Genomic DNA, 12,069 nt, shown 5'->3' with positions numbered 1-12,069 from the left:
TTATTTGCTCCCTCACTGTAGTGAATGCCCGATATCTGTTTAATAGAGGAATTGTCGATACTGCCTAACCTCAGTAAGTACTAAAGATAATATGATTGCTGAAATGTTTAAGGTTGCCTTAGAGCTCGAAGAACCATGGAAATTGACACATATAGAATATGATAATAAAGACGAGGCCTGGTATCTATTCATCGACTTCGAGCGGAGCGCGATGTTCTCTTGTCCGTCCTGTGGTGCTGCATGTAAAGCCTATGATGCGGAGAAGAAGGTGTCATCTGGATTTTTGGAATTGGAAAACTTATATGCACGCCCGTGTCCCTCGGACCAACTGCACAAACTGCACAAGGTGACCCTCGTTCCTGTAAAGTGGTCACGTCCCCTATCCCACCTCACGCTGCAATTCGATGCTTGGGCCATGCGGCTTATGGCGGAGATGTTGGTCAATGCAGCCGCAAGAGAACTTCGAGAACACAATACACGGATGTGTCTGATTTTTCATTACTACGTCTATGTAGCCATGAATGAACTGGATCTGACGGGTATGAAACGAATTGCTGTAGACGAAACTTCATCCCGTCGGGGCCATCGCTACATCACTTTATTTGTAGATGTAGATACCAAAACGGTGTTGTTTGCAAATGAAGGAAAGGGTAAAGAGACGCTAGAGACATTCGAGGCATTCAGGAACAGTTCCCTGAGGCTGAGAGTACCTTTGATAAGTTTCAAGTCATGAAAATGGTGAATGGGGCCGTTGATGAAGTTCGCAAAGAAGAACAAAAGCGAGTTCCTGAATTGAATAACAGTCGATATCTGTGGCTAAAAAGGTATCTACCTTAAAGAACGAACAGAAGCTGAAACTGGAAAAACTAAAGGACGGGCACTTCCAAATGGGAAAATCTTACCGCTTAAAGCTATCTCTGCAGGAGCTCCGGACACAGCCTCAAATTCTAGCCGATGTCTATTTACGGGAATGGATGGGGTGGGCTAGACGCAATGTTGTCAGGTTAAGCATTTATAGCCCTCGCCTCTTGGTTTTTTTATTAGCTTTTGTCTGTTTGTCGCGCGTGAAGGAGCGACCCTTGACGACAGGAACAATATTACGCTGTAGTTCTTCCAGAAAGCGAGCCTGTAGAGTCTCCCGTTTTCCATCATCCTCTTCCAACGCCATTTCAATGAGCCGGTTACGTAGTTTGCCGACCAAGATATTTTGGTTTATTCGATACTCGCTGTACTTCAGGGGCTCCGTTCGTTTAGTTTCCATCATTTGTTCCTCAGCCTCTTGTTCCCTTACGGAAGCCATGTTGCAGCAGAACCCTAGCGTAGAAGTCCTGCTCAATGAGTTGGGGCTCCTGTCCCGAAAATTCTCAATCTCAAACTTCTGTTTCAAATCATCAAAGCAAGTTTCATTTCCCCATCTTAAATACAGCGGCTTACTCGCTTCGTAACTCAGTTCATCCGCGCTGACGTTCGTCAGCAGGATTTCCGTTTCGCCGGTGGACAGCTCTATTTTCTAGACTCGAACGTGCAACACTGTTCCCGGCGGAATGATCTTACCCTGCTTCTTAAGCTGGTAGGCTCTGGCTTTCGTAATTTCTATCGTTACGTTTTCATCCGGCTGAATGGTGTTCATGATTTCTTTGTAGAATGATCCTTGTGCCCGCATCAAGTAAGCGATCCCTCTCTCTTGCAAGTACAACAAGAAGTCCGCAGACGGATAACCACGATCAAATTGAATTAGATTTCGAACTGAGGATGACTCCAACTGCAACAGATGTTCAATATTGCGTTTGGCCAAATCGCGTTCATTATCGTCATATCGACTGAGACAGGTGCTTACAATCAGTTTGTTTTCCACTTCGTACAAATGGGAAGAGAGAGCTCTGGCGATCCGAAACCCAATCTTGTATGTTGTGGTATACCCATAAACACTCCGAGTTTCCGAGGTATTGGGTAGTTCCATCACGCTGCCATTCATCGGCAGTAGCCGAAAACCGTGGTGCGTTTTTAAAGCATTCTCTTCGTAGAAGGCTCGAACTAATTCGTCGTTCAGCATCGTAAACGCAGTGGGAGAGAATTTTTGTCTGGCTTCGGAGAACGATTGTTTCGTGTATGTGGTTTTTGCTGCTTCTTCTGGCATAAATCGCTCTCGAAACTCATCCAACTCTAACTGTGTTGGTTTTCGAACCATTCGAAGGACGAGCAGCAGCAACGGAATAAATCCCATTTTTCGATTTCGTTTAAAATCTTTCTCGTACCGCTTTGCACTTTCTTTAAATTCATCGCTTTTCATCTTGTTAAACACATGGGATATCGTAGTGGATTTGTTTTTTCACACGGATTCATCCATTCCTATCGTTTACCTCTGCTATACCAATTTCTACTAACCTGACAACATTGGGGCTAGACGCTCCCAACTGAAACCTATGATGGAGTTATCCAAAACCTTGATTTAAGATATGCCTATGATCTCATGACTGGCGTCAGGTTTACAGGTGGGCTAGGTTTGACGCTTACCTTGAAGCGACACGAAGAATGCATCTTACGATGGTTTCATAGTCGAATGACGAATGGCTTCCTTGAAGTTATTAACGGGCTCATCCAAGCGGTAAAGAGAAAAACGCGGGACTACCGTAATGTCCAAAACTTGATTGCGATGGTGTACATGACAGCGAACAAGCTTAGACTCCCAACGCTCGCAGCTCGTCGAGGGCAGTACCCCTCCCCTTTATACAAGGGAGTTAAGAATCTATTAAAACAAATAAGATATTGTGACCCTCCGGTTCCGAGGTCTATACATACATAGAGGCTCTTTTTTTCTTCGCAGATGAGGCTAGTGATTCTGGTTTTTCAGACCCCACTCCAGCAACTCATACCTTGAATTCTCGAAAATGCCCCCACCAAAACTAAGAAGAACAAGAACGTCCGTTTCTATCAACTGAAGGTTGGATCTTTAGTTCACCCTGTAATAAGAAAGGTTTTGTTTAGAAAAATGAACTCCTGAAGTTGAATCATTAATTATACAGATCCTTCTGGTTCCTCTCTCGGAATTTGCGGGGGGATTCACCGATTACACGGGTAAACAGAATGGAGAAATAATTGGGGTTGTCGTATCCAACCATTTTGGCGATCTCCCATACCTTCTTGTTGGTACTGGCCAATAGTCTCATGGCTTCTCCCATACGGCGCTGAATTAAGTAGTTGATCGGTGAGATTCCGAAATTGTTCTTGTATATGTGAACCAGATAATAGGAGTCGATATGAAAAAATTGTGCCAGGTCCATAAGGCTTAGCTTGCGTCTGTAATTAGTGTCTAAATATTCTTTGATTTGATTGGCAAGCGGGGATTTCCCTTCCTTTGTAGTATGATGCTGCAAAAGAAGCATGCGTTCAAGCAGGAGCAGGATAGCTTCTAATAAATGCTGAGAGATCTGTTCATAACCACTATTTCGCAGCGAAAACTCGCCAAATAATGTCTTCATCAGCAAGGACAGCTCATTTGAATAATGGTTCGAACGAATGACTGGTTCTCGGTCGGGTTGAATGACCCAATCACGTTGTTCGGCAATAGGAGAGTTGAAGCGAAATCCGCAGTAATAGGTAAACAATGGTTTGTCTGGATCAGACTGCTCCTCATGCAAAATCCCCCGATTATAAATCAATACATCCCCTTTTTTTGCAGTATAGGCCTTACCATCAATCACAAACGAACCGATTCCGCCTTCAATAAAAATAACTTCATGCAAATCTTCATGCTTATGAAGCGCAAATTTCCACTCCGGGTTGTCGCTTAACTTACCAGCGTAAATCAGCTTGCTGTTGTAGGCGAAAGAAGTATGGGTTAATAATAAGTCGTTGCTCTCGCGCATAAGACACCTACTTTCAAACATTATTGATTGGATGACATTATAATGACAAGATATATCATATTTTACCGAAAGACAACAACAACCTTTATTGTTCCCCGTTCGGTTCATTTGTAAAATTGATATGAGGATAAGAAGAGATTTTAAGCGAATGGATGTGGTGACATATTGATACTTGACCACGGCGCGGTTCGCCATACCTGGGAAGAGAAAGGATACGTGCACATGCGAAAAGCAGTTCCGTTTTTCTACGTGTTGCGTTTTGAAGCGTGGAGACAAATGGAGAGTCAGCCATTGACGGGTTCCTTGAATCATCATCAGTATATCTGGGACATCCGGTCTATGCCACGGATATATTCGGCATTTGCCGTTATCTTGAATACTCCCGCTATCTGGGTGGAGTTTTGCAGTGCGAAATCGACGGGTATCCTAGACTCTTGTCCGTTAATATAGACGGAAGCAGTATTAACATGCAAGATGGAAATCGAATTTTAGCTCTTGAAGCCAACCTGGCTGATTTAATTATTATTGACCAGCGGCGATTGCGGATTACGAGTTATACGGATAGAGATTGGTTCCCCCTAAGGTATATTCCGGCTCAAGAGAACAATCATGCCTTGATCAAACAGCGGGAGCAGCAATATCTCGAGGGGCAACATCCCCCGGCTTTTCTTACTGAACTTGGTCAACAATTGCTCGGCCACCATCAGTGGGGAACAGAGAAACAATAGAGTGAAGGAGGAGATAAAATGTGGGTTTTACTAGGGTTGCTGATCTGGACGTTTCTTTGCAGTACGATTCTGATATCCGCCAGCTATGCTATATCACTTGATGACAAAACATCCCAGATATAAGTTCAAAAGATCGATCTATTAAGCAATATATATAATAATTATGTATCACTTGGATCATAAACAAGTTGGATAAGCTGGAGGTTAAAGACCTCCTGAATTTCGAGGACTAAGGACTTAATTCAGCAGTTAAATCCGGATACTATCAATGTGGCTAAAGGCGGAGCTTCCGTGATGCTTCTCATTAAAGATATTGAGAAATCTCATGTATTTACTGCAGGAGATGTACTGCTTGGCAATGTCTCCAAGAGGGGGATTGGATTGTTATAGCCGGAAGCGGCGAAGTTAGAACGGAAACGCTTGCCAATGCCAACTGGCCTTGCGAGAATGAGAAGTCTCCATCGTGGGGATGTTTTTATTCTGATAAGAGATCTTGATAGCGTTAACTGTTAAATCTAATGTGAATTATCAAGTTACCCCTAAGGGCTTCGATAGAGGAATCAATATGCAGTAGGTACATGTTTTACGGTCCAAAATATAGATATTAACCAATAATTCAATAGGTGAGATATTCCGTTTAAACGGAATATTTCACTATTTTTTGTTATAAATTACCTTTCAAGTAGAACAACAGAAGCCTGATGCTATTAATATTTCTGCTATTTTCTCCTCATTCTGTGCACTACAAATGCTTGCAGGAGGAAGACTAAAGGTTGGAAAGGAATACCAGTCATATGTATAGCGTTTGCGAATGCCATTAATCTTAATCAAAGTCAAAAAGATGATCGCCATGAATGTAATGGAATGGTACGGTACTTAAGAAGCTTGGGGTAGAATTACCCAGCAGGCCGAGCTTGCTGCTAAGACAAAGACTGTATACTCGTTGTGAGTTACAGTCTTTGTTTTTGTGTAATCAAAATTCATTTTAGCCATTTCGAGAGTACTTAGCTACTACTGATGTAAGTTATCATTTAATAAATTTATAACGCCACCACTGAGCAATATATGCAAGTGATACTAAGTTAATCATTGATAAAAGATGTTCGCATATATATAATACAAACAAATGTTCTTTTATAGGTGTTTGCTAGACTTACTGTACAAATTATCAGGAGGATAATAGATGAAAAGAAAAATAGATGGGGATTTATTGGATAAAGAAAATATTATATTACGTACAAAACCTAAACTTACTAGGGTTCAATTACTAGTGATAAAAAGTGCCATAAATAAGTCTATTGAAGATCATAGTCCATTATGGTTAAAAGTATTTTATCCTAATTATGATAGAGTGCTACACGGTATCGTAATGACTGTAGATTATCAGTTACAACGAATTGAATTGAGAACTATTGGAGATCAATCAGAATGGATAAAAATAGAGGATATCTTAAACGTAATTGAATCGAAGGGCTAGGCCTTAGTTTGTAATTTTGGGTTGATATAGAATTGTAGTTGAAGCAACTGAAGATGATGATTTGACATTAATGGTAGGTGATTAAATGGGTGAAATAGTGAAAAATCAACATTATATTCCACAGAATGTTCTTAAACATTTTGCTGATAAGGGTAAAGTTTCTGAAGTGTTGGTTGAAAAAAAATGCCGATCCGTACCAAATCCCTTATCGAAATTCTATGTCAGAACGCTTTACAAATGAGCATTCACAATTAGCGACCAACGCAATAGAAAACTTTTTTCAAAAAATTGAGGATGACTTTGGGCCAGCTATTGTTGAAGTATTACGTTTACTAAGGCAGGTTGATTGTGGTGAGGGGAAATTAAGTAGTGTTGAAGAGTATATCCGTTCCTACCTTAATGCAATAATAATTTATTACTATCGAAGTGGTGCGTTATTGTATGAATTTGAACATGAGACTACAAGTAAAGAGAATCGGATTTCAACGATGCTTAACAAATTATCGAATACGAATTACATAAACAATCTTAGCGAAACTATCAGAAAATATTATGATTTTGCTATTATTAGAAGCAAATCTGGGAATTTCTTAATCAGCGATCAGTACATCTCTACAGCTGCATTAAGAATTAAAAGTAGATTCTCTGATATTAGTAATAGACATTTAGGACTTATTGAGGTTCTAATATTAGTACCTCTTTCCAATGAGTATTATGCAATTTTCTATCATGGACATAAACCAGAATATATTCGACCTCAATCCATAAATTATCTTACTGACGAACAAGTACTCGAAATTAACAAAGTTATCATAAATAATTCCTATAAAAAATGTGTTGGGAAAGAAAAGAGTACACTTCAAGAGGCCCTACCTTATTTTGAATGGCGATCTCCTTCTGCAATTTATATTGGCCACAACTCTGGCAAAGTAAGTGGATCAACACTAAAAAATGAAGTCTTCTTTTATGAGAAGGAGAAGAGAGCTTGGGAGCTTTTTACTGATCCTATGCATTTTAGAGACTTCAATAATTTGGGCAGAAATGACTATTGTGGTTGTGGGAGTAATAAAAAGTTTAAGCTATGCTGTTTTGAATATTATGTGGAAGTCAAACGAATATGGAGAACTATTAATGATAAAAATCTAGTATTTAAAATCGGAGTACATCCACGTGCGCAAGTTGAAGAAAGTATATTTTCATTTTGAGTTGAGAAAAGTGAAATCAAGTATACTTTTATTGATAGGCGTAAGTTTATGGTTCTGATCTTTTAATTAAGCGTTGAGTTTTATGATCTTATACCTATTTGAGCATTTTGCATAATTCAATTTTCGATTCTAAGGTCGTAGTCTAACCACTTCCAAAGCCCCGTTTTGTGATTTCGGTTATAAATGGTCAGACGGGCAGAATTTCGGAGAATCATAAATTTTAAGCGGCGTTTTGGACTCGTTGCTTCGCAATGGCAAGTGCAGCAGCAAGTAACACAATCGCATTTAAATATTGGTGGGTTGTTACCTTTTGAATCCCCCAGACATGGAGCTGGTCTGCGGTTAAATAGGTCTTCATTCGAGAATTACAGCGTTCTACACTGGTCCGTTTATTGTAAAGCTCCTTCCAGCCTCGGCTTTCTCGATGCGGTAGAGCGTAACGTCTAAGATCCGTTTGGCTGTCAACTTTGACCACCATTCCATAATTAGAGGACGAACAAGCGGCCATGCCTAAAGGACAATTCACATGTCCTGTCGCATGTGGACAACGGAATTTCAAAGATGTCTTCTCTTGCCCCCAATACGTCATGGGAAAGCCCATCGAACAACAGGGCGTACCTTTGCGCGTAATTCCTGCTGGCGGTTCCTTTTCATTCCGTGGATTCAGCGGAATAATGGCTTGTGCCTTGACGTTCCGGGCTCCCTCGTAGTTTTTCATTTGGTCGTAGCCCGCATCCAGCATGAAGAATTTCACTTTGGATTTTGCAGCAGCCAGCGTCGTGAGTGCAGGCCCTTCGTCTCCGTCGTTCACATGGGCAGGGGTTACCTTCAGTGCCATCGGAAGTTCACTTTTGGCATCGACGGCCAGATGCAGCTTATAGCCAAACCACTTGATTTTATTGCCGAAGGTGTCAAACTTTGCACCCCAGTTGGCATTGCCAGTGAGCTCGCTTTTTCGCTTGGGTTCTTTTTTCTCGTAAGCGTGAATGGATGCGCTGTCGATGGCGACATGAGTGCCGTCGATGATTCCAGCTTCTTGGCACTGAGTCACAAGATCCTCAAACAACTGCTGGGCAAGGCTTTTCTGAGTCAACTCGGTAAAAACCCGGCTTAGAGTGGAAATCGAAGGGGCAGGGATGTCTAGCCGAAGTCCACATTGGTAACGGAAACGAAGGTCAAACTCCAGTCTGCGTGCGAGGCCAGTGAACGTATCGATGTTCTCCAAGGGAGCCGCGAGTAAGGCACGAAGAATGCCTTGCCGACAGTGCCCCTCCGCTCCTCGGGGTGAAGGTTTTCTCAATTCTCTCGCATAAGGACGCAGGTCGAGAGCGCTGAAAAAGATGGGAAGACGTTCTTTGGAATCCATTTTTTGAAGCTCTTCAAAGGAAAATAGACTTTCTTGGAGAATATACAAAGGGGGCTTCCTCCTCTTGAGTGTTTTGGTTTCGTCACCAAAAAACTTCTCCAAGTTGGGGTGAAGTCCTTTTTTATATCCAAAATTCCTTTGTGTAGCAAGGACTTAGATTAATGCAAAATGCTCAAATACATGCCCTGCTTAATTTTCTTCCGCATTTCCCTTGCGAATCTGAAATCTTCCTTATAACGAATGGGTAGGGTCCATAGATTGTCCCCTTACCGTCTTTGGAAGTGAAATGAGCAGGATCGTAAGGCTCTGCTCATATTTTTCTGCTAACATTTTTGCTAACATGGCTGCATATCCAAATATCTGAACGCAGAGAGTGTGGAACACAAAAAAGGTTCTGTATATCTGGGAATCACATTCAAACACACAGGACTCAGGGTAATAACACTCCTTTTCAGAGCTTGTCTAATCACAAGCTCTGGAGGGAGTTTTTTAATATGTAAGATTTCATGAACCGCCGTATATCAAACGGTACGTACAGTGAAATGAGAGATCCGAGCCCATTGATTACTGTCGAATAACATCTTAATTTGTTGTATTATTGATTAATCTAGTTTTCAAGAACCAAGGAGGGTTAAAGTTTGCTTACACTGAGAAGAGCCGACCCGGGTCAAAGTAAAAAGCTCAGTCTTACATCGCTGCTTACGGGCTTGGTTACGCTGGTGGTTCTACTAACCTCAAGCATCCTTCTGATTGGCTCTTACGAGTCCAAAAAACAGTCCTTGATGGAGACTACACTCCATCTGAATTACTACAACGCTGACCGAATGACCAAAACAATGGATTCCTTATTTCAGTCCATGCGCAGCAGTTTGGAATACAGTGCTGACACACTCTCCGATGACGAAACCTCAACGCCGAAGCAAGTGGATGATAATTTGGAACTGATGCGCAATAGTAGCAATTACTTCAATTCTATCGCCGTGCTCGATGCCGACGGGCTGATCCGCAATGTAGTACCGGCTAGTTTGGGGTCAGTAGGAAACCATATTACTTCTAAGGTCGGTTTGGAAGCTCTGGCGTTAAAAAAACCTTACATATCCTCCCCCTACATGACCCAAACCACCAATAGACTAATCGTTTTTATGAGTCAGCCGATTTTTAGCAAGAATGGTACATATCGCGGTATTTTGAGCGGCACATTTTATCTGCAGGAGAACAATATTTTGTCTATGATTTTTGGCGACAATAACGTGGACGATTCTGGCTCCTATTATTATATTGTGGATTCCAGCGGGCATCTGTTGTACCACCCGGATAAGCAGCTCATTGGGGAGGATGTCAGCAATAACAAGGTTGTGCAGAAACTCATGAATGGGGAGAGTGGGGAACAGCAAGTGCGTAACACCCGTGACGTTGAAATGCTTGCCGGATACTCCAGCGTTCCAGCCAACGGATGGGGAATTGTGGTCGTTTCGCCGATTAGTGTCATCCATCATCAACTGATGGGGCACCTTCGGACCATTCTCTGGTATTCGTTGTTTCCGTTCATTATCCTCCTGATGGGCGTCATTCTCGTAGCACGCAAGCTGGCCCGGCCTTTTGTGTACCTGGCAAATCTGGTGAGCAGGATGGGCAAGGAGAAGATTGAATTGCCAGAAGCGAAGCCGCAATGGAGCCGAGAGGCAGATCTGCTGACCAAGGCTGTGTTGCTTGCCGTGACGGATATTCAGAAGCAGACGGATCAACTGACCCAAGAGGCTACGACGGATGCTCTGACCGGTTTAATGAACCGGAGATCGTTAGAGTATACGATGAGTCAGTGGATTGACTCAGGACAACCGTTTTCGCTCATTGTACTGGATGTAGACAAATTCAAACTCGTGAACGACACTTACGGTCATCTCATCGGCGACGAAGTGCTGAAACATGTAGCCAAAGTTATAGTTACCTCGGTTCGTCCAGACGATGTTTGCTACCGCTACGGCGGTGAAGAGTTCATCATCTTGCTAGCCCACACAAGACCTGAGGAAGCTTTCATCATAGCTGAAAGAGTCCGGCGGGCAATGGAACAAAGCAGGGGGCCAATCGAGACACAGGTTACAATCTCTCTAGGAATCGCCCATTATCCTTTTCATACATTGGAGCGGGAGGGGCTGCTGGAGAAGGCGGATCAGGCGTTATACTTGGCCAAGAGCAGGGGAAGAAACCAGACTATGGTCGCTGATGTTTGAAACAATGGCTCGAAATATAGAAGCATATAAACCTCCTTTGCTATATCTGACTAAATCAGATGAAGTAGAAGGAGGTTTTGTCAATGGCTATACGTTTAACAAAAGTTAAAAAGGCAGCAATAGCAATAATGGAAGAAGCATTAAACAGTCTATCAATTAGAAGAAAGCGAATAACCTCAATGAACAAGCAGTCCTTGATTACCCATACATATCAATCTACGTTTCAAACATCTACCCGACACTACAGAATCAGATGATGAGTTTAGCCGTCAACTACGCTCATTTGCGCATATCCTGTTGTGCTGTACGTGCTAGCCCGAGCCCCATATGCAGTGTTTGAATTCAGTTTAGTGAGATATAGTTTTCCACCTTGCGGTAAGTTATTTGCATAACCTACATCCGAACCAGTGTTAAGATTTGTGAAACCGGCATTATAGCTTGTCCCTGGTAAAGAATCACCTATCATTGTGACTCTATTAGCGCTGGAATAAAAGGTGTAAAACGGTAGTGACGCTCCAGAATTTGAGGGTTCAAATAAGTAGACAAACCCAACATAATTCGCGGCTAGGGTATGAAAATCATAAGTTTGAGGCTTAGTTAACTGTTCTTTTCGTACATCTTCTTTCAATTTAGGAACATCCCAACCTGGAAAAAGGTCCGAAAATTCTGGAAGTTCTACTAACATTCCATCGGGCAACTCATAGCCAACCTGACCATCAACAGTCCAAGAAGTACTGTATATTATAGAATTCCTTGCATTCAAGATGTCGTCTTTCCATTCCGTAGGAGCTGCGTCAACATCCTGATAAGCGAGCTTCTCTTCCGACAGGGAAGCGAAGTAGTTCTGCTGATTACTTGCAAGCGCAAAGCTTGGAGTGAGGAGGAGGAGGAGAGCCAGGGCCGAGAAAACAAAGAGAGATTTCTTTTTCATTAATTAGTAGCCTCCATTCTAAAATTGGGAATTTGGTTTTTCGTTCAACGTGAAAGTATTCGTTAATTGTTCATCGGAATTGCCTCCGTTTCATTAGTGTTAAACTATGAAAATGCTTCTTCATAATATATATGTCTTAATGTATCGAATTGGGGACAAAGATTTTCAAAAATATCCCAATATTGTTTTTGTGGGTGATAAATAGGATAAAATATTTCTATTTTATAGATTTGACATGAATTCAAGACAAATGTAGAATATCATT

The 12,069-nt window shown here is 41.9% G+C and carries 10 protein-coding genes and 1 pseudogene; 6 read left to right on the top strand and 5 right to left on the bottom strand.

From position 1 onward, the window contains the following. Positions 1 to 91 precede the first annotated feature (91 nt). A pseudogene (locus NSQ91_RS23565) lies at positions 92 to 837 on the top strand (transposase). Between the two features lie 175 nt (positions 838 to 1,012). Here NSQ91_RS23565 and NSQ91_RS23560 read toward each other — a convergent pair. Both NSQ91_RS23560 and NSQ91_RS23555 read right to left on the bottom strand, forming a co-directional pair. Then, entirely contained in the window at positions 1,013 to 1,336 is a 324-nt protein-coding gene (locus NSQ91_RS23560; RefSeq protein ID WP_076191877.1) for a hypothetical protein, read from the bottom strand. A gap of 174 nt (positions 1,337 to 1,510) precedes the next feature. Beyond that, positions 1,511 to 2,290, bottom strand: a complete 780-nt coding sequence (locus NSQ91_RS23555) for a hypothetical protein (protein WP_076191875.1) — start codon at positions 2,288 to 2,290, stop codon at positions 1,511 to 1,513. Positions 2,291 to 2,470: 180 nt separating this feature from the next. Here NSQ91_RS23555 and NSQ91_RS23550 point away from each other — a divergent pair, with 180 nt between their 5' ends. Beyond that, complete coding sequence (locus NSQ91_RS23550) at positions 2,471 to 2,803, top strand: transposase (RefSeq protein ID WP_081387827.1); 333 nt, start codon at positions 2,471 to 2,473, stop codon at positions 2,801 to 2,803. A 208-nt stretch (positions 2,804 to 3,011) separates the two neighbouring features. Here the strand turns inward: NSQ91_RS23550 and NSQ91_RS23545 are convergent, their stop codons facing one another. Then, complete coding sequence (locus NSQ91_RS23545; RefSeq protein ID WP_076191869.1) at positions 3,012 to 3,866, bottom strand: AraC family transcriptional regulator; 855 nt, start codon at positions 3,864 to 3,866, stop codon at positions 3,012 to 3,014. A 266-nt stretch (positions 3,867 to 4,132) separates the two neighbouring features. On the opposite strand from NSQ91_RS23545, the gene NSQ91_RS23540 reads away from it, so the two are divergent. From NSQ91_RS23540 to NSQ91_RS23530, 3 genes are all read left to right on the top strand, one after another. Beyond that, a complete protein-coding gene (locus tag NSQ91_RS23540) occupies positions 4,133 to 4,594 on the top strand; it encodes a hypothetical protein (RefSeq protein ID WP_179086285.1) in 462 nt (153 codons plus the stop codon). A 1,183-nt stretch (positions 4,595 to 5,777) separates the two neighbouring features. Beyond that, the gene (locus tag NSQ91_RS23535) at positions 5,778 to 6,071 is read left to right on the top strand and encodes a YolD-like family protein (RefSeq protein WP_076191864.1); all 294 of its coding nucleotides are present in this window, start codon (positions 5,778 to 5,780) and stop codon (positions 6,069 to 6,071) included. Positions 6,072 to 6,244: 173 nt separating this feature from the next. Next, positions 6,245 to 7,276: a DUF4238 domain-containing protein gene (locus NSQ91_RS23530; RefSeq protein WP_179086284.1), complete on the top strand. Its 1,032-nt coding sequence runs from the start codon at positions 6,245 to 6,247 to the stop codon at positions 7,274 to 7,276. Between the two features lie 220 nt (positions 7,277 to 7,496). Here the strand turns inward: NSQ91_RS23530 and NSQ91_RS23525 are convergent, their stop codons facing one another. Beyond that, positions 7,497 to 8,690 carry a transposase gene (locus NSQ91_RS23525; RefSeq protein WP_076191862.1) on the bottom strand — a complete coding sequence of 398 codons (1,194 nt, stop codon included), beginning with the start codon at positions 8,688 to 8,690 and terminating at the stop codon, positions 7,497 to 7,499. A 590-nt stretch (positions 8,691 to 9,280) separates the two neighbouring features. Here NSQ91_RS23525 and NSQ91_RS23520 point away from each other — a divergent pair. Next, positions 9,281 to 10,873, top strand: a complete 1,593-nt coding sequence (locus NSQ91_RS23520) for a sensor domain-containing diguanylate cyclase (RefSeq protein ID WP_076191859.1) — start codon at positions 9,281 to 9,283, stop codon at positions 10,871 to 10,873. Positions 10,874 to 11,135: 262 nt separating this feature from the next. Here NSQ91_RS23520 and NSQ91_RS23515 read toward each other — a convergent pair whose 3' ends face one another. Then, positions 11,136 to 11,804, bottom strand: coding sequence for a hypothetical protein (locus NSQ91_RS23515; protein ID WP_036683328.1), 669 nt, complete (start codon positions 11,802 to 11,804; stop codon positions 11,136 to 11,138). Between the last annotated feature and the right edge of the window lie 265 nt (positions 11,805 to 12,069).

Origin of the sequence: Paenibacillus sp. FSL R7-0048, assembly GCF_038004505.1 — a bacterium.
Taxonomy (GTDB): domain Bacteria; phylum Bacillota; class Bacilli; order Paenibacillales; family Paenibacillaceae; genus Paenibacillus_AQ; species Paenibacillus_AQ odorifer.
The sequence above is the reverse complement of the archived record's forward strand: the minus strand, read 5'-3'. Positions and strand labels throughout refer to the sequence as shown.